The organism is Streptomyces sp. NPDC097595 (assembly GCF_044761525.1).
Classification (GTDB): Bacteria; Actinomycetota; Actinomycetes; order Streptomycetales; family Streptomycetaceae; genus Streptomyces; species Streptomyces drozdowiczii_A.
The window spans coordinates 109,029-133,014 of record NZ_JBIWCN010000005.1; the positions used below are offsets into that span (position 1 = coordinate 109,029).

Below are 23,986 nucleotides of genomic sequence, written 5' to 3' on the forward strand. Positions count from 1 at the left end.
TTATCGTCCGGGTCGGCTCGTACGGCCTCACCGCCAGGGACGGGATGGGTGCGGCTCATGGCCAGGTACTTCGAGAACGGCGCCGGTGAACTTGTGGCCGACGCGTTGTCCGGCTTCGCCCGTGCGCATGCGGATCTGGTGCGGTACGACGCGGCGGACGGATTCGTCACCGCGCGGCACACCGCGCCCACGCGGCGGGTGGGGCTGTTGTCGGGGGGCGGGTCCGGGCACGAGCCGCTGCACGCGGGGTTCGTCGGGGCGGGCATGCTCGATGCCGCCTGTCCGGGGAGGGTGTTCGCCTCGCCGCACAACCGGCAGATCTTCCGGGCCTCCCGCGCGGTGGCGGGGCCGGACGGCGTGCTGCACATCGTGAAGAACTACACGGGCGACCGGATCAACTTCGGCATCGCGGCCGAGCGCCTCGCCGACACGGGGATCGCCTGTGCGCGGGTCCTCGTGGACGACGACCTGGCCACCGACTCGGAGGACATCGCCGCCGGACGGCGCGGCACGGGCGCCACGGTGCTGCTGGAGAAGGTCCTGGGCGCCGCCGCCGACACGGGCATGGGGCTCGACGAGCTGGTGGAGCTGGGTACGGGCCTCGCGGGCCGGTGCCGTACGCTCGCCGTCGCCTCGGCCGCGCACCACGCGCCGGCCACCGGAGAGCCGGCGTTCGAACTGCCGCCCGGTGAGCTGGAGTACGGCGTGGGGATCCACGGGGAACGCGCCGCCCGCACCCGGGAACAGGACACCGTGGGCGCGTTGGTGGAGGAGATGACGGGGGCGCTGCTGGACGCGTTGCGGCCCGGGCCCGAGGAGTCCGTAGTCGCCCTCGTCAACGGGCTGGGCTCGGTCACCTCGCTGGAGCTGTACGCGGTGTTCGGCGAGCTGGGGCGGGTGCTCGACGCCCGAGGGGTGCGGCTCGCGCGCCACCTCGTGGGCGAGTACGTGACGGCGCTGGACATGCGGGGGTTCTCGCTCACGCTCATGGCCGCCGGCCGGACCGCCCTGGATTTCTACGACGCACCCGTGCACACCCCGGCACTGCGGTGGTGACCGGTCAGCCCCCTGCGGGACCAAGGTACGAGGAGGGCCCATGACGAGCGACGCTCTGGACGGTGCACGGACCCGCGAGTGGGCGGAGCACTTCGCGGACTCAGTCCACGCGACGGAGGCCGAGCTGACCGAGCTCGACCAGCGGGCGGGCGACGGCGACTTCGGCGCCAACCTCGCCGCCGGGGTCCGGGCCGCCGGACCGCTGCTCGACCGGCTGGCGGCGTCGGCCGGGCCCGGTGAGCACCTCGGCGCCCTGGCCACCGCCTTCCTGGACGAGGTCGGCGGGACCAGCGGTCCGCTGTTCGGGCTGCTGTTCCAGGCGATGGGCCGGGCCGCCGGCTCCGGTCCCGGGCTGACGACGGGCGCGCTCGCCGAAGGCGCCGCCGAGGGCCTGGCCGCGATCCGCCGCGTCGGGGACGCGGCGCCCGGTGACAAGACGCTGGTCGACGCGCTGGCCCCGGCCGCCGAGGCGCTGCGGGCGGCCGGGGACGCACCGCCCGCCGACGCCCTGGCCGCCGCCGCGGACGAAGCGTGGCGGGGGGTGCGGGAGACCGCGTCCCAGGCGGCGCGCATGGGGCGGGCGAGCTACCTGGGCGAGCGGGCCACCGGCGTCCCGGACCCGGGGGCCGTGGGCATGGCGCTGTTCTTCGCGTCCGCGGCGGGCACGGTGCGGCGGCTGGCGCCCCACCTCGCCGGCGGCTGACCCGCCCGCCGGTCAGGGGCCGAGGCGGCTGCGGGCCCAGCTGAGGAGCTCGGGGTCGGCCAGGCTCGTCACCCACAGGTCGGCCTGCTCGCCGTCCGGGTCCGGCGGGCGCGTCCCGATGCCGATCACCCGGAGGCCGGCCCGGCGCGCCGACTCCATGCCGGTCAGCGAGTCCTCCACGGCCAGGGCCTCCTCCGGCGGTACGCCGCAGAGGCGGGCGGCCGCCCGGTACACGTCCGGCTCGGGCTTCGGCCGTACCTTCTCGCCGGCGACCACGACATGCTGGAAGCAGCCGAGGAGCCCGGCCCGGTCGAGGCATGACTCCACCGTGGCCCGGGGGCAGTTGCTGGCCACCGCGAGGGGGCGGTGGCGGGCGGCCAGCCGGACCAGCGAGGCGGCGCCCGGCATGGTGACCGGGTCCTCCTCGACCAGCGCGGTGAAGGTGCTCAGGAGGGTGTCGGCGAAGTCGCCGGCCAGGTCAGGCTTTCCCGTCTCCCGGGCCATCAGGGCGCCGCACTCGATGTAGTGCACGCCCTTCGCCCGGTCGGCGAACCCCGCGGGCGGGGTGAGCCCGAAGAGCCGGAAGGTGATGGTGCGGGCCTCCTGCCAGTGCCTTTCCGTATCCATCAGGGTGCCGTCGCAGTCGAAGACCAGGGCGGACGGGGACCAGGAAAGGATGCGATGAGCTGTCATGTAACCGCCGTTCTCGGAGGCTGCGCCGAACCGGTGAGGTACAAGGGCGCAGACATGTGCCGGATGGCACACCTGTGGAAGGGAGGAATCGGACGCGGGCGTCGCTCCGTGGGCGCGGCGGCCAGGTCGATTCCGCTGGGCGCCGCGACGGACTCGCGACCCCGAGGGTCAGCCCGTCCGAAACATCATGACCGTTACGTTATTTCGGCTGCCCAGAATTCCGCAATCACCAATTCGAGTGCACCGGAATACCCGAAGAAGCACCGCACGGCTGCGCGGCTCGGGCGATGAATAATAGGATCGTCGCGCGATGCGACTGCGCCCCCCGCAAGGAGCGTGACGGCCTTTTATGTCGCGGCGCCAGAACGTATGAGCGAAGGTGGAACAAGTGCAGGACAGGGCGCGCGCTACCCGCAGAGTGCTGTTGGAATCGGCGGCACATCTATTCGTAGAACGGGGATATGTGGGCACGAGTGTCAATGACATAAGTGACCACTCAGGAAAGACCAGCGGCGCGATCTACTTCCATTACTCCAGCAAGGAAAAACTCGCGCTCGCCGTCGTGCGGGAGCAGTTCGCCAGCTGGCCGCAGCTCGCGGCCACCTACGCCGCACCCGGCATCCCCCCGCTGGAGAAGCTGGTCGCGCTCAGCTTCCGCGTCGCCCAGTCCCTCAGCGAGGACGTCGTGGCGCGGGCCGGCGCGCGACTGTGGGCGGAGCGCCGGACCATCGGGGCGCCCGTGCCGACGCCGTTCGGCTCCTGGGCGCTGGCCTGCGCCCGGCTCCTCGCCCAGGCCAAGTCGCGGGGCGAACTCGCGGACGGGGTCGAGCCGTCGGCGGCGGCCGTGGCGCTGGTGTGCGGGTTCTACGGGCACTGCACCCTGACCGACGAGATGCCGGGCAAATGGGACTGGACGGAGCGGCTCGATCAGTGGTGGCGGCTGGCCCTCGCCTCGCTCCAGGCGGAGCCCGACCCGGCGGCCCTGCTCGCCCGGGCCCGCGCCCGGATCCCCGCACAGGCGGACGGCTCGCGGGCCGGCCGGACGGCCGCCTCCCCCTCTCCCCGGTGACGGGCATCACAGGCTCAGGACTCTTGACGCCCTCCTTCCAAACCGGTTTGGTTGTCCTCGTTCGAGCAGTCAAACCGGTTTGAAGACACTCGTCTTCGGCCCACGGGCAAGGAAGTCCAGGCACATGGCACGCAAGCCCACCATCGCGGATGTCGCTCGGCGGGCCGGTGTTTCACGCGCCACGGTCTCCTTCGCTCTGAACGACCGGCCCGGTGTCGCCGAGGAGACGAAGCTGCGGATCCTCGCGGCGAGCCGGGAGCTCGGCTGGACCCCCAGCCGTCAGGCCCGGGCCCTCTCGCTCGGCAAGGCCGGCGCCTTCGGACTCGTCCTCGCCCGCGACGCGGAGCAGGTCGGGGCCGACCCCTTCTTCCCGGCGTTCATCGCCGGGGTCGAGGCGGTGATCGGGCAGCGCGGCGACGGGTTGATGATCCACATCACCGCCCCGGACCACGAGCAGAGCGTCTACCGGCGCCTCGCCTCGGAGCAGCAGGTGGACGGGGTCCTCCTCACCGACCTGCGCCGCGACGATCCGCGCCCCGCGCTGCTGCGGGAGCTCGGTCTGCCGGCCGTCGTGGTCGGCCAGCCCGAGTGGGGCGACGGTCTGACGGCGGTGAGCCTGGACGACGAACCGGCGTACACGGCCGCCGTCCGCCACCTCGCGGAGCTGGGCCACCGGCGCATCGCCCACGTCGAGGGGCCGCAGGAGCTGCTGCACGCCCACCGGCGCCGGACCGCGTGGGAGCAGACCCTGCACGCGCTCGGCCTGCCCGAAGCCCCTGTGCTGCCCGGCGGGTTCACACCCGAGGGCGGCGCGCAGGCGACCAGGCAGCTGCTGGCCTCGGCCGAACCGCCGACCGCGATCGTCTACGGCAACGACCTGGCCGCGATGGCCGGGCTCTCGGTCGCCCAGGAGCTGGGTGTCCGAGTGCCCGACCAGTTGTCGCTGGTCGGCTACGACGACGCGCCCCTGACGCGGTACAGCTATCCGCCGCTCGCCTCCGCGCGGGCGGACGCCCGGGGCTGGGGCGAGGCGGCGGCCCGCGCGCTCGACGCGGTCGTCGCCGAGGGAGCCGCCGACCATGTGCGGCTGCCCCCGGCGCAGTTCGTGCCCCGGGCGTCGATGGGGCCGGCGCCCCGCCGGTGACGTAACGGGGGCAATCGACCGGTCGTGCTCGCGCCGACCGGGAATTCCGCGCGGCGACGAGGCCGCGTGAACAGTTCGGAGATCAATCATGCTGAGGAGAACGGCGTACGCGCTGCTCGTGCTCGCTCTCGCGGGCACGGCGACGGCCTGCGGCCGGTCGGCTCCCGATCCGGCCACCGCCGCCACGGCGCGCGGCCCGATCACGGTCTGGCTTTCCAACAACGCGCAGGAGGTGCAGTGGGGCAGGGCGATGGTCGCCGCGTGGAACAAGGCCCATCCCGACCAGCACGTCACCGCGCAGCAGATCCCGGCCGGCAAGACCTCCGAGGAGGCCATCAGCGCCTCGATCATCGCGGGGACGACGGCCTGTCTCGCCTTCAACACCTCCCCGGCGGCGGTGCCGACGTTCCAGAAGCAGAACGGCCTCGTCTCCCTCAGTGACTTCCCGGACGGCGAGAAGTACATCGCCGGACGCGGCGGCTCCCTCACCGACCAGTACCGCTCCACCGACGGCAAGTTCTACCAGCTGCCGTGGAAGAGCAATCCGGTCATGATCCTCTACAACAAGAAGCTGTTCGCGAAGGCAGGTCTCGATCCCGAGCACCCGAAGCTGGCCACGTACAAGGAATTCCTCGAAACCTCGCGGACGCTCGTGCACAGCGGCGCCGCGAAGGCCGCGATATGGCCCTCGCCGAGCAGTGACTTCTTCCAGCCCTGGTACGACTTCTATCCGGCGTTCGCCGCGCAGAGCGGCGGAAAGCAGCTGATCGAGGACGGCAAGCCGCAGTTCGACTCGGCGGCGGGCCGGCAGGTCGCGTCGTTCTGGCGCACCCTGTACGCGGAGAAGCTGGCGCCCCAGGAGCAGTACCCGGGGGATCCGGTCAACGACGGCAAGACCGCCATGGCGACTGTGGGTGCGTGGGCCGTGGCCGCGTACAAGGACAACGTGGACATCGGTGTGGCACCGGTGCCGACGTCCGACGGCGGGAGCGGCAAGCACTCGTTCAGTGACGAGAAGTCCGCGGCGATGTTCAGCGCCTGCAAGAACCGGGGCACCGCCTGGGACGTGCTGAAGTTCGCGACCTCCGCCGCCCAGGACGGGAAGTTCCTGGACGCCACCGGCCAGATGCCGATGCGCGAGGACCTGACGGCGAAGTATCCCGGCTACTTCGCGAAGAACCCGACGTACAAGGCGTTCGCCGACCAGGCGGAGCGCGTCGTCGAGGTGCCCAACGTGCCGGGCTCCATCGACATCTGGCAGGCGTTCCGCGACGAGTGGACGAAGTCGGTCGTGTTCGGCCGCGAGTCCACGGACGCGGGACTGCGCAAGGCGTCGTCCGAGATCACCGACCTGCTGAACGAGTACGGGGACCCGTCATGAGCGTGAACCTGGACGCGGCGCCCGGCGCCGTACGCACGAGTGCACCCGCCCCGCGCGGCAAGGCACGGCGGGGTCTGTCGCGGGCCGGCGCGCTGTTCGTGTCGCCGTACGTGCTGTTCATCGTGGTGGTCTTCGCGGTCCCGCTGGTCTACACGGTGTGGATCTCCTTCCACCGCTTCTACTTCACCGCGCCGGGCACGGACATCGACTCGCCGTGGGTGGGTCTGTCGAACTACCGGGACGTGTTCACGGACCCGGTCGTCGGGCAGGCGTTCCTCAACATCCTGATCTTCCTCGTCATCAACGTGCCGCTGACGGTGGGCGTCTCACTGGTGCTCGCGGCGGCGCTGAACTCGAAGATCCGGGGGCGTGGGTTCTTCCGCGCCGCGTTCTACGTGCCGTATGTGACGGCGAGCGTGGCCCTGGTCGCCGTATGGCAGTTCCTCTTCGGCTCGGACGGGTTCGTCAACCACCTGCTCGGCTCGCACGCCCCGGACCCGTCGTGGCTGGTCAACTCGCATCTCGCGATGCCGATGATCGCCGTCTTCGTGACCTGGAAGCAGCTCGGCTTCTTCGTGATGCTGTATCTGGCCTCGCTCCAGAACGTCGGCAAGGAGCTGTACGAGGCGTCCGCCATGGACGGCGCGGGCAAGGTGCGGCAGTTCTTCTCGGTGACCGTGCCGGGTGTCCGGCCGGCGACGACGCTCGTCGTGATCTACGCGATCATCACCGGCGCCAACCTGTTCAGCGAGCCGTATCTGCTGACCGGCGGCGGTGGCCCCGACCACTCCTCCACCTCGCCCGTCCTGCTGATGTACCAGAAGGGCATCGAACAGGGGCATCCCGACTTCGCGGCCGCTCTGGGCGTCGTTCTCGTCGCCTTCGTGATGGTCGTGTCGATCGCCGCCCGCAAGCTCACCGAGAGGGGCGACTGACATGAGCGCCACCACCCGCAGGCCCGCCCGCCGCTTCGCCACGGGCAGCGCCATCCGCTACGTGCTGCTGTCGCTGGGCGCCGTCGCCTTCCTGTTCCCCTTCTACTACATGATCGTCGGCTCGCTGCGCGGGCAGACCGTCGGTGACCTGTCGGCCGCGGTCCCCTCGGGGCTGACCGGCGACAACTACGCGGCGGTCAACAGCGCGATCTCGCTGGGCCGGTCCCTGCTCAACTCGGGGATCATGACCATCGGGGTGCTGATCTGCACGCTGGTGTTCGGCGTGCTCGCCGGGTACGCGCTGGCGCAGCTGCGCTTCCGGGGCAAGGGGGCGGTCTTCGCGGCCCTCCTGCTCGTACAGATGGTCCCGTTCCAGCTGCTGACGCTGCCGCTGTACGTACTCGTCGTCCGCGACTACGGGCTCGGCGACAACTACCTGGGCATGATCCTGCCGTTCGCGATCAACTCGACGGCGGTGTTCCTGTTCCGCCAGTTCTTCGCGCAGATGCCGCAGTCCCTCTTCGAGGCGGCCCGCATCGACGGTGCGAGCGAGCTGCGCATCCTGTGGCGGATCGCGCTGCCGATGGCCCGCCCGGCCGTGCTGACCGCGCTGCTGCTGACGTTCATCGGTCCGTGGAACGAGTTCCTGTGGCCGTTCCTCGTCACCAAGAACGCGGACATGCAGCCGCTGGCCGTCTCGCTCGCGAGCTTCCTCTCCAACCTTCAGGGCACGGTGGCCAACCCGGCCGGTGCCCTGCTGGCCGGCGCCTGTGTGCTGGCCCTCCCCGCGGTGGTCCTGTTCCTCCTGTTCCAGCGCCACTTCACCTCTACCGACATCGACTCCGGAGTAAAGGGCTAATCGCCATGAGCAACACCACCACCGCCACCCGCATCCCCTACCGCATGGTGCGCAAGGGTGTGGTCATGTCCCCGCTGGCCGGTGAGGCGAACGAGGTCGAGGGCGTCCTGAACCCCGCCTCCGGCCGCACCCCGGACGGCACGCTGCACCTGCTGCCGCGCCTGGTCGCCGAGGGCAACGTCTCCCGCGTCGGCCTCGCCGAGGTCACCTTCGACGGGGCGGGCGTCCCGAACGGCATCGAGCGCCGCGGCACCGTCCTCTCCCCCGACGAGGGCTGGGAGCGCGGCAAGAACAACGCCGGGGTCGAGGACCCGCGCGTCACCTGGATCCCGTCGCTCGGCAAGCACGTCATGAGCTACGTGGCCTACGGCCCGCTCGGCCCGAAGCCGGCGCTCGCCGTGTCCGAGAACCTCACCGACTGGACCCGTCTCGGCCCGATCCAGTTCGCCTACCAGCCGGATCTGGACACCGACCTCAACCTCTTCCCGAACAAGGACGTCGTCCACTTCCCCGAGCCCGTCCCGGGCCCGGACGGCGAGATGGCGTACGCGATGCTGCACCGCCCGATGTGGGACCTGGGCTGGTTCCGCCCGGGTGAGGGCGTCCACCTGCCCGCCGGTGTCACCGACGAGCGCCCCGGCATCTGGATCAGCTATGTCCCGGCCGCCGAGGTGGAGGCCGACATCACCGCGCTGACCCGGCCGCGCGACCACAGGCTGCTGGCCCTGTCCGAGTACCCCTGGGAGTCCCTGAAGATCGGCGGCGGCCCCGCCCCGATCCGGGTGCCCGAGGGCTGGCTGCTCATCCACCACGGTGTGTCGGGCACCATCGAGGACCCGTGGGCGCAGAACCAGGACGTGTCGTACGCGGCCGGCGCGATGATCCTCGACCCCGCCGACCCGTCCCGCGTCCTCGCCCGCTCGGACGAGCCGCTGATGGCGCCGGAGACCGAGGAGGAGCGCTCGGGCACCGTCCCGAACGTCGTCTTCCCCACGGCGATCGAGGAGATCGACGGCGAGCTGTACGTGTTCTACGGCATGGCCGACGCGCACATCGGCGTGGCCCTCCTGGAGCGCACGGCATGACGGACGGCGCCCTCGGTATCGGCCTGGCCGGCTGCGGCGGGTTCGCGGAGTTCGTCCTGGACGCGATCGCCGGACTGCCCGGGCTGCGGCTCGCGGCGGTCGCCGACCCCTTGCCGGAGCGGGCCCGGCTGCTCGGTGAGCGGCACGGCGTTCCGGCGCTGGGTTCGCTGGACGAGCTCCTTCAGCGGGACGACGTGGCGGCCGTGCTGATCGCCACCCCGCCCGCGACCCACGCCGCGATGGCCACGGCCGCGCTGCGCGCGGGGCGCCACGTCTTCTGCGAGAAGCCTCTCGCGACCACGACCGAGGACGCATCGGCGGTCGTCCACGAGGCGCGGCGCGCCGGGCGTGCCCTGGTCGTCGACCATGTGCTGCGCTACAACCCGCTGCTGCGGGCAGTGGAGCGGCTGACCGGGCGGGGGCTCCTCGCGCCGCCGCGCCGGTTCCTGTTCGAGAACGACGCGTCCGACGAGGACCTGGGCCCCGGCCACTGGTTCTGGGACCCGGCGCACAGCGGCGGGATCTTCATCGAGCACGGCGTCCACTTCTTCGACGCCGCCCGGGCCCTCCTCGGCACCGATCCGCTGAGCGTGCGGGCCACCGCGGTCGGCCGCCCCGGCGGCCCGGTCGACATGGTCAGCGCCGATGTGGTGCACCCCGGGGGCGTGCTCGCCTCGCACCTGCACTCCTTCACGCACGCCCATCGCGCCGAGCGGCAGCTGATGCGCCTGGACCACGGGTTCGCTGAGACCCGGATCAGCGGCTGGATCCCCGTGCACGCGGAGATCACTGCGTGGGTGGACGAGGAAGGGGCCCGTGCCTGGGAGGAGCTGCCGGAGCTGCGGGACGACCTGCTGGCCGTCGAGGGGTTCCGGCCCGGCGGCGGCGAGCGGATCACCGTGCGCGTGGAGCGGAACGCCGGGTCCGCCGCACCGGCCCGCGGCCGGGGCGAGGAGCGCACCGTGCCGCACCGCGTGACCGCCGTGCTCGACCTGGGCGGCGAGCCGCGCAAGCCGTACGTGTACGCGCAGAGCGTGCGCGCCGCGATGGCCGATCTGGTGCGGGCGGCCCGTACGGGCGAGCCCCCGGCGGCCGGCCCGGTCAGCGGGTTCGCGGCGGTCGCGGTCGCCGAGGCGGCCACGGTCGCCGCCGCGACCGGCGCCGAGCAGCACGTCCTGTCCCCCGGCCCGGCCCTCTCCGAAGGAGTCCCCGCATGAGCTGGTGGCAGGACATGGTCTGCTACGAGGTGTACCCCCGGTCCTTCGCGGACTCGGACGGGGACGGGACAGGGGACCTGGCGGGCCTGACCGCGCGCCTGGAGCACATCCGGGACCTGGGCGCGGACGCCGTGTGGTGCACCCCCTTCTACCCGTCCCCGCTGGCCGACGGCGGCTACGACATCTCCGACTACACGGGCGTCGCCCCGGATCTGGGGACGGACGCGGACGCCGGACGGCTGACCGCCCGCGCCCATGAGCTGGGCCTCAAGCTGATCGTGGACCTCGTCCCGAACCACACGTCGGACCGCCACCCGTGGTTCACGGACGCGCTCGCGGCCGGCCCGGGATCGGCGGAGCGGGAGATGTACCTGTTCCGGGCGGGCCGGGGCGAGGCCGGCGAACTGCCGCCTAACGACTGGCAGTCGGCGTTCGGCGGGCCCGCCTGGACGCGGGTCGCGGACGGCGAGTGGTACTGCCATCTGCACGCGCCCGAACAGCCCGACCTGAACTGGCGCAACCCGAAGGTGCGGGACGCCTTCATGGAGGTCCTGCGGTACTGGCTCGACCGGGGTGTGGACGGCTTCCGGGTGGACGTGGCGCACGCCCTGTTCAAGGCGGAGGGCCTGCCGGACGCGGGGCCCGGGCAGCACGCCGACCCACTGCGGAACCACCTGATGCCGTACTACGACCAGGAGGAGCTGCACCCGCTGTACCGCGAGTGGCGGGCGCTGCTCGACACCCATCCGGCGCCGCCGGGGGCGGTGGCGCCGCACGACCGGGTGATGGTCGCGGAGTCGGCCGTCTTCGACCCGGCGCGGCTGGCCCGCTACATCCGGCCCGATGAGATGCACCAGGCGTTCAACTTCGCTTTCCTGGAGGCGGCTTGGGACCCGGCGGAGCTGCGCCGGGTCATCGACGACTCGTTCGGTGTGCCGGGTGCGGCCGTCACCTGGCTGCTCTCCAGCCATGACGCGGTGCGCCCGGTCACCCGGTACGGTTCCCCGGCCCGGGCCCGCGCCGCCGCTCTGCTGATGCTGGCGCTGCCGGGCTCCGCGTACCTCTACCAGGGCGAGGAGCTGGGCCTGCCCCAGGCCGAGGTGCCCGTCGACCGCATCCGCGACCCGTTGTGGGAGCGGTCCGGCCGAACCGAGCGGGGGCGCGACGGGGCGCGGGTGCCGATGCCGTGGTCCGGTGCGCGGGCGCCGTACGGCTTCACCACGGCGGACGCCGGGGCGACCTGGCTGCCGCAGCCCGATGGCTGGGCCGGTCTCACCGTCGCCGCGCAGGAGACGGACCCCGGCTCGACGCTCGCCCTGTACCGGGCGGCGCTCCGGCTGCGCCGCGCCCACCCCGCCCCGGACCCGGCGGCGCCGCCCGTCTGGCTCTCGGAGCCGGGCGCGCCCGTCCTGGCGTTCCGGCGCGGGGAGTTGGTGTGCGCGGTCAATCTGGGCGCCGAGCCCGTACGTACGCCCGGGCGCCCGCTGCTCAGCAGTGGGCCGCTCGACGGGGACACGCTGCCGCCCGACACCGCCGTGTGGTTCCTCGCCCCGCCCTCTTCCCGTACCGCCCATGGAGACACCGATGACGACGCCCGTGACTGACCCGACGCCCCGGACCGACCTGTCGGGGCTCGTCAAGGCGTACGACGTACGCGGTGTGGTGCCGGACCAGTGGGACGAGGCGACGGCGGAGCTGTTCGGTGCCGCGTTCGTCCGGGTCACCGGTGCGGACGCGATCGTGACGGGGCATGACATGCGGCCCTCCTCCCCCGGTCTGGCCCGGGCGTTCGCGCGCGGCGCCACGGCGCAGGGTGCCGACGTCACGGAGATCGGGCTCTGCTCGACGGACCAGCTGTACTACGCGTCGGGCTCGCTGGGGCTCGCCGGTGCGATGTTCACCGCCTCGCACAACCCGGCCCGCTACAACGGCATCAAGCTGTGCCGGGCCGGTGCGGAGCCGGTCGGCCAGGACACCGGTCTCGGGGAGATCCGTGCCCTGGTCGAGCGGTGGACGGACCACGGGGCACCGGCTCCGGCCGCCCGCGCGGGTGCCGTCACCGGGCAGGACACCCTGGCGGAGTACGCGGCGTATCTGCATTCCCTGGTGGACCTGTCCGCGATCCGCCCGCTGAAGGTGGTGGTGGACGCGGGCAACGGCATGGGCGGCCACACGGTCCCGACGGTGCTCGCGGGGCTGCCGCTGACGGTGGTGCCGATGTACTTCGAGCTGGACGGTACGTTCCCGAACCACGAGGCCAATCCGCTGGAGCCGGCGAACATCGTGGACCTCCAGTCCCGGGTGCGCGCCGAGGGCGCCGATCTCGGGCTCGCCTTCGACGGGGACGCGGACCGCTGCTTCGTGGTGGACGAGAACGGCGACCCGGTCTCACCGTCGGCGGTCACGGCCCTGGTCGCCTCGCGCGAGTTGGCGCGGCACCCCGGGGCGGCCGTCATCCACAACCTCATCACCTCGCGCGCGGTGCCCGAGCTGATCCGTGAGGCGGGCGGCACGCCGGTCCGTACCCGGGTCGGCCACTCGTTCATCAAGGCCGAAATGGCCCGTACCGGGGCGGTGTTCGGGGGCGAGCACTCCGCGCACTACTACTTCCGCGACTTCTGGAACGCGGATACGGGCATGCTGGCCGCGCTCCACGTCCTCGCCGCGCTCGGCGGCCAGGACGGCCCGCTGTCCGCGCTGACCAGCCGCTTCGAGCGGTACGCCGCGTCGGGCGAGATCAACTCCACGGTCACCGACCAGGCCGCCCGTACGGCGGCGGTCCGCACGGCGTGGGAGTCCCGCCCGGGCGTCACGGCGGACACCCTGGACGGGCTCACCGTCGGCGGCACGGACTGGTGGTTCAACCTGCGCCCGTCCAACACCGAACCGCTGCTGCGGCTCAACGTGGAGGCCCGCACGGAGGAGTTGATGCGCCGGGTCCGGGACGAGGTGCTGGCGACGGTGCGCGAAGCCTGACGGACACCGCCGGGCACCATGCGGCCCATGAGCCTGCACTACGAAGTCGTCTTCACCTGCTCCCTCCGCGAGGACACCCCGGCCCCGGTGCTGGACGCCCTGCGGTGGCACCTCGGCCTGTCCGAGGAGCCACCGCAGGGGTACGGCGAGGAGGACGAGACCCGGCCGACGGTCTTCACGTTCCGGGACGGGGCCTACGACGCACTGAAGCCCTGAGGACCACGGGTGCCCCCACTCGGTGCCGTCTTCGGCAGGAAGATCACCGGAACGCAGGAGCCCCCTAGGCTTACCGGTGTGAAGATCACCGTACGAACCGCCGCCGAGCAGGACCTTCCCGCGCTGCTCGCGCTCTACCGCGAGCTGAACCCCGACGACGCGGCCCTGTCCCCGGAGGCGGCCCGGGCCGGGTGGGAGCGCATCGCGGCACAGCAGGGGCGCACCGTTCTCGTCGCCGAGGCCGACGGGGCCCTCGTCGGGACGGCCGACAGCATCGTCATGCCGAACCTGACCCGGGGCGGCCGGGGGATCCTCTTCGTGGAGAACGTCGTGGTCGCCGGGGCCGGCCGCCGCCGGGGCGTCGGGCGGCGCCTGCTGGACGCGGTGGTGGGCCTCGCGGAGGAGGCCGGCTGCTACAAGGTGCAACTCCTCGCCGCCGACGACGCGTACGTCCACACGTTCTACGAGTCGTGCGGCTTCGAGCCGCGCGCCCAGGGGTTCCGGCGCTACCTCGCGCGCGAGGCGTGACCCGTGAGGCCGTTCAGCTCTCCGCGCCGAAGCGGTCCGGGGCCAGCGTCCTGAGCAGGGCGTTGACCACCAGGTCCGTCGAGGCGGCCATGTCCACGGCGCCGGGGGCCAGCAGCCACTGGACCTGGAGGCCGTCCATCACCGCGATGATCGCGTCGGCCGCGTGCTCCACCTTCTCCGTCCCGTCGTCGGGGAGGCCGCACGCCTCGCGGAGGGCGTCGGCGACGAGACCCCGCAGCCCGTCGTAGCGGTCCCGGAAGTACTCCTGCGCCGGGTGGTCGTCCGTGACGGACTCCGCCGACAGGACGGCGTACAGGCGGACGATGCCCTCGCGTTCGGCGTTGCGGGTCGCCGTGTCGACCAGGTGGCGCAGGAACGCCAGGCCCTGCGGGCGGTCCGGGCCGAGCTGCTGGATGTCCGACTGGTCGCGCAGTTCGAGGACGCTGGTGAGCAGGAGCGCCTTGGAGCGGAAGTAGTGCAGGACACCGGCCTGGGTGAGGCCGACCCGGTCGGCGATCTCGGCGAGCGAGGCGTTGTTGTAGCCACGGGCGGCGAAGGTGTCCATCGCGATGTGCAGGATGTCCCGCTGCCGCTGCTGGGCTTCCGGGCTCCTGGGCGTGCGGGGCTTGGCCGACCGGCCGGATGTGCCTGCTGACTGGTTGCTCACCGGCACAGCTTAGACCGGCCGTAACAGGGGTCAACGGGGGCGTCCGGGCCGCTGACCTGGGGGCGGCGGGGGTGCGGAAGCCGCCCGCACCAATGCGCGTACGACTACTTACTAACCACTTAGTGGGTGTGCTTTCATATCGCCGTCGTCCACGGAACCGCGGCCCGCCGCGGTGTCCGAGGGACGCGCCATGTCCTCCCCCAGGCATGACCGAAGGAGAGCCGCACATGTCCCACGACACTCCCCCGCGCCCCCGGGCGCGCGCCGCAGGCGCGGCCCTGGCGATGGCCGTCGCGGCCGTCGGCCTGGCCGGCAGCGGTACGGCCGCGCAGGCCGCCGACCCCACGGCTCAGGTATGGGTCACCACCCCCGACGGCGCGAAGAGGCTGTCCGCGGAGGGCTCCGTCGCGTTCACGGGCTCGCCGCAGAGCGTCGACATCCGCGTCGACGCCAACAGCAAGGGCCAGAAGTTCACCGGGGCGGGCGCCTCGGTCACCGGGGCCTCGGCCCACCTCATCCAGGGCCTGCCGCAGGACAAGCGGAACGCGCTGATGAGCTCGCTGTTCTCGTCCGCCGGCGACGGCATCGGGCTCAGCTATCTGCGCCAGCCGCTCGGCAGCAGCGACTTCAACGCCGACAACAGCCTCTACACGTACGAGGACACCCGCGGCTCCTTCTCCATCGACCGGGACAAGGGCGAGATCATCCCGGTCCTGAAGCAGGCCACCTCGGTCAACCCGGCCATCCGCTTCATGGGCACCCCCTGGTCGCCGCCCGCCTGGATGAAGACCAACAACGCGCTGAACGGCGGCAGCCTCAAGACGGACAGCTACCAGGCGTACGCCGACTACCTGGTCAAGGCGATCAAGGCGTACGGGCAGCAGGGCATCACGCTGACCGACCTCACCGTGCAGAACGAGCCGGAGTTCGCCGCGAGTTACCCGTCGATGACCATGTCGTCGTCGCAGCAGGCGGACTTCTTCAAGGTGCTCGACCGTACGCTGACGGCGGCGAACCTGCCGACGAACCTGCTGGCCTTCGACCACAACTGGGACCACCCCAACTACCCGTTGGAGGTGTTCAACGGGACCCCGGGCATGAGCCGGGTGATCGGCGCCGCGTTCCACTGCTACGGCGGTGACCCGTCCGCCCAGCAGCAGGTGGTCAACGCCGGGAAGCGGGTGTTCTTCACCGAGTGCTCCGGTACGGAGAGCGCCGACCGGTCCACCACGTTCGCCGACACCCTCAAGTGGCACGCCGAGAACCTCGTCGTGCAGAACATGCGCAACGGCGGCGAGACGGTCATCGACTGGAACCTGGCCCTGGACCAGAACGGCGGCCCGCACCAGGGCGGTTGCTCGGACCGCTGCAACGGCGTCGTGGAGATCGCGAACGGCAACGTGACGCGTAACGCCGAGTACTACGTGCTGGGTCAGCTCTCCAAGTTCGTCAAGCCCGGCGCCACCCGCATCGGCTCGACCAGCCAGGGCAACGGCGGCGTGGAGAACGTCGCCTTCCAGAACGCGGACGGCACCCGTGCCGCGTACGTCGTCAACTCGGCCACGAGCGCGCAGAAGTTCTCGCTGACCGACAACGGCAGGTCGCTCGTCTACACGCTGCCCGTGGGCGCGGTCGCCACCTTCGTGTGGAGCGGCACCGACGGCGGCACCACGGAGCCGCCCACGGGCTCCATCGACTCGTCCGCCTGGTACCGGGTGAAGAACGCCGGCAGCGGTGCCTGCCTGGACGCCGCCGACTGGGGCACCGCCGACGGGACCGCGCTCCAGCAGTGGAGCTGCACCACCGGCGCCAACCAGACCTGGCAGTTCCGGTCCGCCGGTGACGGCACCTACCAGGTCGTCAACCGGCACAACAGCAAGGTGTGGGACGTCGACGGCGGACCCGGCGCGACCGCCTCCGGCACCCGGGTGCACCTGTGGTCGTACGTGGGCGGCACCAACCAGCAGTGGCGGGCGGAGCCGTCCGGCGCGGCCGGCCGCTACCGCATCGTCGCCCGCAACAGCGGCAAGTGCCTGGCCGTGGACGGTGGGTCCACCGCCAACGGGGCGCACCTCTCGCAGCAGCCGTGCGACGGATCGGCGGCGCAGACGTTCTCCCTGGAGAGCTGAGCACCCTCGTCCGTGTGCCCCCGCGAGCGGTCCGCTCGCGGGGGCCTCGTGCTTACGCCGTCACTTCCAGGTCACTGCTGGTCCCCGCATGATCCCACGGTGCTCCTCTGCGCCGGGGCGTGCGGCGCATTGCGCGTGGGCGCTGTGCTCCCAGGGGGGCCCGCGCGCTCTACCGGGGCCCGTGAGCGGCGGAAATGATGAGCGCACCGCAGGTCAACCTGGTGATCCGCACCCCTGCGGCGGAAGGAGCCCGAGGTGTTGCTTCTCATCTCTCCGGACAGCGTCGAGGAAGCCGTCGACTGCGCGAAGGCGGCGGAGTATCTGGACATCGTCGATGTGAAGAAGCCCGACGAGGGGTCGCTCGGCGCCAACTTCCCCTGGGTGATCAGGGAGATCCGGGAGGCGGTCCCGGCCGGTAAGCCGGTGTCCGCGACCGTGGGCGACGTTCCGTACAAGCCCGGCACGGTGGCCCAGGCGGCGCTGGGGGCCGTCGTCTCGGGTGCCACGTACATCAAGGTCGGGCTCTACGGGTGCACGACGCCCGACCAGGGGATCGAGGTGATGCGGGCGGTCGTGCGGGCGGTGAAGGACTACCGCCCCGAGGCGCTGGTCGTCGCCTCCGGCTATGCCGACGCCCACCGCGTCGGATGCGTGAATCCGCTCGCCCTGCCCGACAGCGCGGCCCGGTCCGGCGCGGACGCGGCGATGCTCGACACGGCGATCAAGGACGGCTCGCGGCTGTTCGACCACGTACCGCCGGACGTCTGCGCCGAGTTCGTCGGTCTCGCCCACGCCTCCGGGCTGCTCGCGGCCCTCGCGGGCAGCGTGAAGCAGGCGGACCTCGCCACGCTGACCCGTATCGGCACGGACATCGTGGGGGTGCGCGGGGCGGTCTGCGAGGGCGGTGACCGCAATGCCGGAAGGATTCAGCCGCATCTGGTGGCCGCGTTCCGGGCGGAGATGGACCGGCACGCCCGGGAGTTCGCGGCCGGCGTCACCCTCGCGGGCTGACCGCCGGAATGCGGACCTTCGAAGGGGCCGGGCGCGGGATCTTTGTAACCGACCCGGCCACCGGGGAGACCTGTGGCGAGGCCCCCGACATGCGGCCGGACGAGCTGGACGCGGTGATCGGCCGGACCCACCGGGCCTGGTCCGAGTGGCGGGCCGATCCCGCCGCCCGGACGCGGGCGCTGCTCGGCGCGGCCGATGCCGTGGAGGCGGCCGGTGACGACCTGGCGCGGCTGCTCACCCGGGAGCAGGGCAAGCCGCTGGCCGAGTCGTACGCCGAGGTCGCCCGCACGGCGGCCCGGCTGCGGTACTTCGCGGACCTGGCCCCCAGGACGCGGCGGCTCAGCGACGGGCGGCCCGTGCGCAGCGAGGTCCGCTGGCGTCCCGTCGGGCCGGTCGCGGCTATCGTGCCGTGGAACTTCCCGCTGCAACTGGCGGCGGCGAAGTTCGCGCCCGCGCTCGCGGCGGGCAACACCATGGTCCTCAAACCGTCCCCGTACACCCCGCTGGCCACCCGGCTGCTGGGGTCCGTGCTGGCGGCCGTCCTGCCCGAGGACGTGCTGACCGTCGTCACCGGGCGCGAACCCCTCGGGGCGCGCCTCGCCTCGCATCCGGGCATCCGGCATGTCACGTTCACCGGTTCGGTGCCGACCGGGCGGGCGGTCGCCGAGGGGGCGGCGGCCTCCCTCGCCCGGGTCACCCTGGAACTGGGCGGGAACGACGCGGCCGTCCTGCTGGACGACGTCGATGTCGAGGGGGTCGCGGACCGGTTGTTCTGGGCCGCGTTCCGCAACTGCGGGCAGGTCTGCATGGCGGTCAAGCGGGTGTACGTCCCCGCCCGGCTGCACGCGGAGGTGGTCGAGGCGCTGGCCCAGCGGGCGAAGTCCGTCGCGGTGGGCAACGGCCTCGACCCGGACACCCGCATCGGCCCGGTCAACAACGCCGCGCAGCTGGCCCGGGTCGCGGAGCTCACCGGACGGGCCCTGGCCGACGGTGCCCGGGCCGCGGCCGGCGGGCACCGCCTGGACGGGCCCGGCCACTTCTTCGCCCCGACGATCCTCACCGATGTGCCGCCCGACAGCGCGGTGGTAACGGAGGAGCAGTTCGGGCCGGTCCTGCCGGTGCTGCCGTACCGGAGCGTCGACGAGGCGGTCGACGCGGCGAACGGCACGGGCTTCGGGCTGGGCGGCTCCGTCTGGGGCACGGATCCCGACCGGGCGGAGGCGGTGGCCGACCGACTGGAGTGCGGCACGGCCTGGATCAACCATCACGCCGAGCTGTCCCTCGCCCAGCCGTTCGCCGGGGTCAAGGACAGCGGGGTCGGCGTCGCGGGCGGGCCGTGGGGGCTGTACGGGAACCTGCGGCCGTTCGTCGTCCACCGCCCGGAGGGCACATGACGACGAGATTCCGGGCGGCGGTGCTGCGCTCGTACGAGGAGCCCTTCGCGGTCGAGGACGTCGTCCTCGACACGGAACCGGCACCGGGCGAGATCCTGGTCGAGATCGCGGGCGCCGGAATGTGCCGGACGGATCTCGCGGTACGGCGGTCGGCAGGCCGCAGCCCGTTGCCGGCGGTCCTCGGCCACGAGGGGGCGGGAGTCGTCGTCCGCGCCGGCGGCGGCCCGGACACGGAGATCGGTGTCGGTGACCACGTCGTGCTGAGCTTCGACTCCTGCGGACACTGCCGGAACTGCCGGGGCGCGGCGCCCGCGTACTGCGACTCCTTCGCCGCCCTCAACCTCTTCGGAGGACGGGCGCAGGAGCCGCCCCGGCTCGGCGACGCGGACGGGAAGGCGCTGGCACCCCGGTGGTTCGGCCAGTCCTCGTTCGCCGAGTACGCGCTCGTGTCCGCCCGCAACGCCGTCCGCGTCGACCCCGCGCTGCCCGTCGAACTGCTCGGGCCGCTCGGCTGCGGCTTCCTCACGGGGGCCGGGGCGGTGCTGAACACCTTCCGCGCCGGGCCCGGCGACACGCTGGTGGTCCTCGGCGCCGGGGCGGTGGGGCTCGCCGCGGTCATGGCGGCGCGGGCGGCCGGGGTGCCGGTCGTGGCGGTGGACCGGCTGCCGGGGCGGCTGGAGCTCGCCGAGCGGTTCGGGGCCGTCCCGCTGTCCGCCGGTGCGGCCGGGCTGCCGGAGCGCGTGCGCCGGCTGACGGACGGCGGTGCCCGGTACGCGCTGGACACGACGGCGTCGCCCGCGCTGATCAACGACGCGCTCCTGTCGCTGCGCCCGACCGGGACGCTGGGCCTGGTGGCGCGGCTGCACAGCGCCCTGTCGCTGGAGCCGGGGACCCTGGACCGGGGCCGGAGCGTCCGCCACATCTGCGAGGGGGACGCGGTGCCGGGGCTGCTGATCCCCGTACTGACGGAGCTGTGGCGGGCCGGGCGGTTCCCCTTCGACCAGCTGATCCGTACCTATCCCCTGGCCGACATCAACGAGGCCGAACGCGACTGCGAAGCGGGCCGGGTGGTCAAACCCGTCCTCATCCCGGAGGGAAGAAGCCGATGAACGAGGCATGCGGTACGACGCCCCAGGACCTGGTGGCGGAAGGCGTGGACGGGGGTGTGGGGCTGACCGCCCTGCTGGTCGCCGCCGCCCGGGCGATCGAGACCCGCCGCCCTGACAGCCTGGCCCGCGACGTCTACGCCGAGCACTTCGTGCGGGCCGCGCCGGCCTGCGCCCAGTGGCCCGTGCGCATCGAGGAGGTGCCGGACGGGGACGAGAACGCGTTGTGGGGCCGGTTCGCCCGCTACTTCGGGCTGCGGACCCGGGTCCTGGACGACTTCGTCGTACGGTCGGTGCTCACGGGCGCCCGCCAAGTGGTGCTCCTGGGCGCCGGGTTGGACACCCGGGCGTTCCGGCTGGACTGGCCGTCGGACTGTGTGTTCTTCGAGGTCGACCGAGCGGGCGTGCTGGCCTTCAAGCACGAGGTCCTTGCGGAGCTGTCGGCCGCGCCGAAGGTGAAACGCGTGCTGGTCCCGGTCGATTTGCGCGACGACTGGGTCACCGCGCTGACCGCCTCGGGCTTCGACCCGTCGGCGCCGAGCATCTGGCTGGCGGAGGGGTTGCTGTTCTATCTGCCGGGCCCGGCCGAGACGTATCTCGTGGACACCGTGGACCTGTTGGCCAGCGAGGGGAGCGCCCTGGCCTTCGAGGCGAAGCTGGAGGCGGACCTCCTGGCGTACCGGGACAGCACGATCTACACGGCGACACGGGAACAGATCGGTATCGACCTGCTCGGCCTCTTCGACCTGGGCCCGCGCCCCGACTCGGCGGGCCGGCTGGCCGCGAGGGGCTGGTCCGCGTCGACGCACACGCCCTTCGAGTTCACCCGCCGCCACGGGCGCGGCCCGCTGCCGGAGCCCAACGACGCACTGGAGGGGAACCGTTGGGTGTTCGCGTACCGGCGCCGGGTGTAGTGCCTACGGCAACTCGCGCGTGAGCCAGACGATTTCGCCGTCCTCGTCCGTGGAGATGTGATCCCGTACGAAGTCGAGCTTCTCCAGGACGCGGAGCGAGGGCTCGTTCCACGTCCGGACGGTCGACCAGAGCCGTCGCCGCCCGGTCGCGGCGGCGGCGCCGAGCACGGCGCGGGCTGCTTCGGTGGCGTAACCCTGGTTGTGCGCATGCCGGAAGAGCTCGTAGGCGATCTCGGGTTCCTCCAGGGTGGAGCGGCCGATGATCAGCCCGCAGTAGCCGATGAAGTCGCCCTCGTCGCGGCGCTGGATGGGGAGGAGGGCGATGCCGGTGTCCTCCGTGCCGGCGAGGAGACCGGCGATGCCCTTGCGGGCGCGCTCCACGGTGTAGTTCTCCTCGCCGCGTTCGGAGAGGAGTTCGCTGAACTCGGGGGCGTCGGATTCGGCCCAGGGGCGCAGGATCAGCCGCTCGGTCTCCAGGTGGTACGGCATGGTCGTGTAGGTCGGCATGCCCCTACTCTGCCGTACGGCCGCGGGCCTTCTTCCGGCGAGGCCGGCTCTCCGGTGCGGAGGCGAGCCGGAGCGCGCGGCCGGTCAGCGAGGTGTCGTCGCCGAGGAGGGCGGCGGGGGTGCCGGTGAAGACGACCCGGCCGCCGTCGGTGCCGGCGCCGGGCCCGATGTCGATGACATGGTCGGCGCGGGCGACGACGCGGAGGTTGTGCTCGACCACGACGAGCGTGGCACCGGCCTCCAGGAGGTCGTCGAAGAGCACGTTGATCCGGTCCACGTCGCTGGGGTGCAGTCCGGTGGTCGGCTCGTCCAGGACGATCCGCTCGCCGGCCAGGTCGTCCACGCCGCTGAGGTGGCGCGCCAGGAGGAGGCGCTGCTTCTCGCCGCCGGAGAGGGTGTCGAGGGACTGGCCGACGGCGATGTAGCCGAGGCCGACGCGTTGCTGCCAGGACATCGCCGCGACGGTCTCGGGGTCGTCGGGGAGCAGGTCCGCGAGTTCGTGTGCGGCCATGGAGAGCACGTCGGCGATGGTGCTGCCGCGGACCGTGACGGCTAGGGCGGTGTCGTTGAAACGCAGGCCCCCGCAGACGTCGCACGGGGTGGAGACGTCGTCCAGGAACGCCAGCTCGGTGGTGAGGTGGCCCTTGCCCCGGCAGGCGGGGCAGGCGCCCTTGGAGTTGAAGCTGAACCAGGACGGGTCCAGGTCCGATGCCCGGGCGAACGCGCCCCGGACGTGGTCGGCGACGCCGAGGATGGACAGCGAGGTGGACCGCACCCCGCCGCGCAGCGGGTCCTGGCCCACGACGGTGAACTCGGGTTGCTGGGCCGGGAGTTCCTGGGTGGCGAGCGAGCTCTTGCCGGAGCCCGCGACGCCGGTGACGGCGGTGAGGACGCCGAGCGGGATCTCGGCGTCGAAGCCCGTCAGGTTGTTGGCCCGGGCCTTCCGGACGACAACGGAGCCCTGCCAGGGGCGGGCGGTGGTCGCGACCTCAAGCGGTGTGCCGAGCAGTCGCCCCGTCACGGTCCCGCTCGTGCGCAGCGCGTCCGGCGTGCCCTCGAACTCGATCCGGCCGCCGTCCGCCCCGGCGCCCGGGCCGACGTCGATGACGTGGTCCGCGATGCCGATCATCTGCCGGTGGTGCTCGACCACCAGCACGGTGTTGCCCGAGTCCCGCAGCCGGAGCAGCAGATGGGTGAGGAGGTGGACGTCCACAGGGTGCAGGCCGACCGAGGGCTCGTCGAACACATAGGTGACGTCGGTGAGGGCGCTGCCCAGGTGCCGGACGATCTTCACGCGCTGGGCCTCGCCTCCGGAGAGGCTGGAGGAGGTCCGGTCCAGGGAGAGGTAGCCCAGGCCGACGGAGCGGAGGGCGTCGAGCGTGGCGCGGATGCCGTCGAGCGCGGGCTCGACGCGCGGGTCGTGTGTGTCCTCCAGCAGTTCCCGCAGCCGGGTGACCGACAGGGCCGACCAGTCCGCGAGGGAACGGCCGTCGATCAGGCTTGTCCTGGCCGCCTCGTTGAGCCGGGTGCCGTGGCACTCCGGGCAGGTGTGGCGGGTGGTGATGCGGTCCAGCTCCTCGCGGACCTGGGCGGAGACCTTCGTCGGGTGGTTCTTGACGAACGTGTCGCGCATACGGGTGATGACACCGTCGAAGCGGGCGGTCTTCGGGAACTCCGGGTCGGGGTGGGGCGGTTTCAGCTGCTCGGCGTGGAGGAAGAGGTCCATCTCCTCGGCCGTGTAGTCCTTCAGCGGCTTGTCCCGGTCGAACAGACCGCTGTACGCGAACCGCTTCCACCGGTATCCGCCGCGCCGGAACAGGCTGAACCGGACGGGCCCCTCGTTGATGGACTTCTCCGGGTCGATGAGTTCGCCGGGGTCGATGTCGACCACGGTGCCGATGCCCTCGCACCGCGGGCACATCCCGGTCGGGTCGTTGAAGGAGTACGCGGGCGTGTAGCCGGCGGAGGGTTCGCCGATCCGGGAGAACACGAGCCGCATCAGCGGTGCAACGTCGCAGGCGGTCGCCACGACCGAGCGGGCGTTGCCGGTAAAGCGGCGCTGGTCGATCAGCGCAGCGAACGTGAGCCCGTCCATCGACTGGACCTCGGGGGCGGGCAGCTGCGGCAGCCGGTTGCGTACGAACGTCGGGTAGGCGTCGTTGACCAGCCGCTGGGCCTCGGCCGCGATCGTGTCCAGCACCAGCGACGACTTGCCCGAGCCGGACACCCCCGTGACGACGGTGAGCGCCTTCTTGGGCACGTCGACGGTGACGTCCTTGAGGTTGTTCGTCGCCGCGCCGACCACGCGGATCACCCCGGCCGCATGCGCATCGCTCATCAGGGGATCGTACTCAGCCGCGTGTTCCTTCACGGGTGAGGGCGCCCGGCATTTCGCG

Annotated in this window: 22 protein-coding genes; 18 read left to right on the forward strand and 4 right to left on the reverse strand. The window is 72.3% G+C overall.

All coding sequences use genetic code 11. From position 1 onward, the window contains the following. Positions 1-57: 57 nt before the first annotated feature. Together ACIQZN_RS09960 and dhaL are read left to right on the forward strand one after the other, a co-directional pair. On the forward strand, positions 58-1,056 hold the full coding sequence (locus ACIQZN_RS09960; RefSeq protein ID WP_403990131.1) for a dihydroxyacetone kinase subunit DhaK: 999 nt from the start codon (positions 58-60) through the stop codon (positions 1,054-1,056). Between the two features lie 40 nt (positions 1,057-1,096). After that, positions 1,097-1,759 (forward strand): dihydroxyacetone kinase subunit DhaL, encoded by a 663-nt coding sequence (gene dhaL / locus ACIQZN_RS09965; protein ID WP_403990133.1) that lies wholly within the window; start codon positions 1,097-1,099, stop codon positions 1,757-1,759. 12 nt (positions 1,760-1,771) lie between these two features. Here the strand turns inward: dhaL and ACIQZN_RS09970 are convergent, their stop codons facing one another. Beyond that, a complete protein-coding gene (locus ACIQZN_RS09970) occupies positions 1,772-2,452 on the reverse strand; it encodes an HAD family hydrolase (protein WP_403990135.1) in 681 nt (226 codons plus the stop codon). A gap of 388 nt (positions 2,453-2,840) precedes the next feature. Here ACIQZN_RS09970 and ACIQZN_RS09975 point away from each other — a divergent pair, with 388 nt between their 5' ends. From ACIQZN_RS09975 to ACIQZN_RS10025, 11 genes are all read left to right on the forward strand, one after another. Further along, positions 2,841-3,521, forward strand: coding sequence for a ScbR family autoregulator-binding transcription factor (locus ACIQZN_RS09975; RefSeq protein WP_403990137.1), 681 nt, complete (start codon positions 2,841-2,843; stop codon positions 3,519-3,521). Positions 3,522-3,645: 124 nt separating this feature from the next. Further along, entirely contained in the window at positions 3,646-4,665 is a 1,020-nt protein-coding gene (locus ACIQZN_RS09980) for a LacI family DNA-binding transcriptional regulator (protein WP_403990139.1), read from the forward strand. An 88-nt stretch (positions 4,666-4,753) separates the two neighbouring features. Beyond that, positions 4,754-6,046, forward strand: a complete 1,293-nt coding sequence (locus ACIQZN_RS09985; protein ID WP_403990141.1) for an extracellular solute-binding protein — start codon at positions 4,754-4,756, stop codon at positions 6,044-6,046. Next, on the forward strand, positions 6,043-6,981 hold the full coding sequence (locus ACIQZN_RS09990; RefSeq protein ID WP_403990143.1) for a carbohydrate ABC transporter permease: 939 nt from the start codon (positions 6,043-6,045) through the stop codon (positions 6,979-6,981). Before ACIQZN_RS09985 ends, ACIQZN_RS09990 begins: the two co-directional genes overlap by 4 nt. A 1-nt stretch (position 6,982) precedes the next feature. Next, entirely contained in the window at positions 6,983-7,840 is an 858-nt protein-coding gene (locus tag ACIQZN_RS09995; RefSeq protein ID WP_403990145.1) for a carbohydrate ABC transporter permease, read from the forward strand. 5 nt (positions 7,841-7,845) lie between these two features. After that, entirely contained in the window at positions 7,846-8,925 is a 1,080-nt protein-coding gene (locus ACIQZN_RS10000; RefSeq protein ID WP_403990147.1) for a glycosidase, read from the forward strand. After that, entirely contained in the window at positions 8,922-10,142 is a 1,221-nt protein-coding gene (locus ACIQZN_RS10005) for a Gfo/Idh/MocA family protein (RefSeq protein ID WP_403990149.1), read from the forward strand. The genes ACIQZN_RS10000 and ACIQZN_RS10005 overlap by 4 nt, the downstream gene beginning before the upstream one ends. Then, the gene (locus ACIQZN_RS10010) at positions 10,139-11,746 is read left to right on the forward strand and encodes a glycoside hydrolase family 13 protein (protein WP_403990151.1); all 1,608 of its coding nucleotides are present in this window, start codon (positions 10,139-10,141) and stop codon (positions 11,744-11,746) included. Before ACIQZN_RS10005 ends, ACIQZN_RS10010 begins: the two co-directional genes overlap by 4 nt. Then, the gene (locus ACIQZN_RS10015; protein ID WP_403990153.1) at positions 11,727-13,118 is read left to right on the forward strand and encodes a phosphomannomutase/phosphoglucomutase; all 1,392 of its coding nucleotides are present in this window, start codon (positions 11,727-11,729) and stop codon (positions 13,116-13,118) included. The genes ACIQZN_RS10010 and ACIQZN_RS10015 overlap by 20 nt, the downstream gene beginning before the upstream one ends. A 27-nt stretch (positions 13,119-13,145) precedes the next feature. Beyond that, positions 13,146-13,334, forward strand: a complete 189-nt coding sequence (locus ACIQZN_RS10020) for a hypothetical protein (protein ID WP_403990155.1) — start codon at positions 13,146-13,148, stop codon at positions 13,332-13,334. Positions 13,335-13,412: 78 nt separating this feature from the next. Further along, positions 13,413-13,862 (forward strand): GNAT family N-acetyltransferase, encoded by a 450-nt coding sequence (locus ACIQZN_RS10025; RefSeq protein WP_403990157.1) that lies wholly within the window; start codon positions 13,413-13,415, stop codon positions 13,860-13,862. A 13-nt stretch (positions 13,863-13,875) separates the two neighbouring features. Here ACIQZN_RS10025 and ACIQZN_RS10030 read toward each other — a convergent pair whose 3' ends face one another. After that, the gene (locus ACIQZN_RS10030) at positions 13,876-14,439 is read right to left on the reverse strand and encodes a TetR/AcrR family transcriptional regulator (RefSeq protein ID WP_403990854.1); all 564 of its coding nucleotides are present in this window, start codon (positions 14,437-14,439) and stop codon (positions 13,876-13,878) included. A 317-nt stretch (positions 14,440-14,756) separates the two neighbouring features. Here ACIQZN_RS10030 and ACIQZN_RS10035 point away from each other — a divergent pair, with 317 nt between their 5' ends. The 5 genes from ACIQZN_RS10035 (at position 14,757) to ACIQZN_RS10055 (ending at position 21,083) form a co-directional block, all read left to right on the forward strand. Next, positions 14,757-16,658 (forward strand): RICIN domain-containing protein, encoded by a 1,902-nt coding sequence (locus ACIQZN_RS10035; RefSeq protein WP_403990159.1) that lies wholly within the window; start codon positions 14,757-14,759, stop codon positions 16,656-16,658. Between the two features lie 255 nt (positions 16,659-16,913). Further along, complete coding sequence (locus ACIQZN_RS10040) at positions 16,914-17,669, forward strand: (5-formylfuran-3-yl)methyl phosphate synthase (protein ID WP_403990161.1); 756 nt, start codon at positions 16,914-16,916, stop codon at positions 17,667-17,669. An 8-nt stretch (positions 17,670-17,677) separates the two neighbouring features. Next, positions 17,678-19,063: an aldehyde dehydrogenase family protein gene (locus tag ACIQZN_RS10045; RefSeq protein WP_403990163.1), complete on the forward strand. Its 1,386-nt coding sequence runs from the start codon at positions 17,678-17,680 to the stop codon at positions 19,061-19,063. Further along, positions 19,060-20,172 (forward strand): NAD(P)-dependent alcohol dehydrogenase, encoded by a 1,113-nt coding sequence (locus tag ACIQZN_RS10050; protein ID WP_403990165.1) that lies wholly within the window; start codon positions 19,060-19,062, stop codon positions 20,170-20,172. Before ACIQZN_RS10045 ends, ACIQZN_RS10050 begins: the two co-directional genes overlap by 4 nt. Further along, complete coding sequence (locus ACIQZN_RS10055) at positions 20,169-21,083, forward strand: class I SAM-dependent methyltransferase (RefSeq protein WP_403990167.1); 915 nt, start codon at positions 20,169-20,171, stop codon at positions 21,081-21,083. Before ACIQZN_RS10050 ends, ACIQZN_RS10055 begins: the two co-directional genes overlap by 4 nt. A 3-nt stretch (positions 21,084-21,086) precedes the next feature. On the opposite strand, the gene ACIQZN_RS10060 is transcribed toward ACIQZN_RS10055, so the two are convergent. Together ACIQZN_RS10060 and ACIQZN_RS10065 are read right to left on the reverse strand one after the other, a co-directional pair. Then, entirely contained in the window at positions 21,087-21,590 is a 504-nt protein-coding gene (locus tag ACIQZN_RS10060) for a GNAT family N-acetyltransferase (RefSeq protein ID WP_403990169.1), read from the reverse strand. Between the two features lie 4 nt (positions 21,591-21,594). Next, positions 21,595-23,928, reverse strand: coding sequence for an excinuclease ABC subunit UvrA (locus ACIQZN_RS10065; RefSeq protein ID WP_403990171.1), 2,334 nt, complete (start codon positions 23,926-23,928; stop codon positions 21,595-21,597). Positions 23,929-23,986 lie beyond the last annotated feature (58 nt).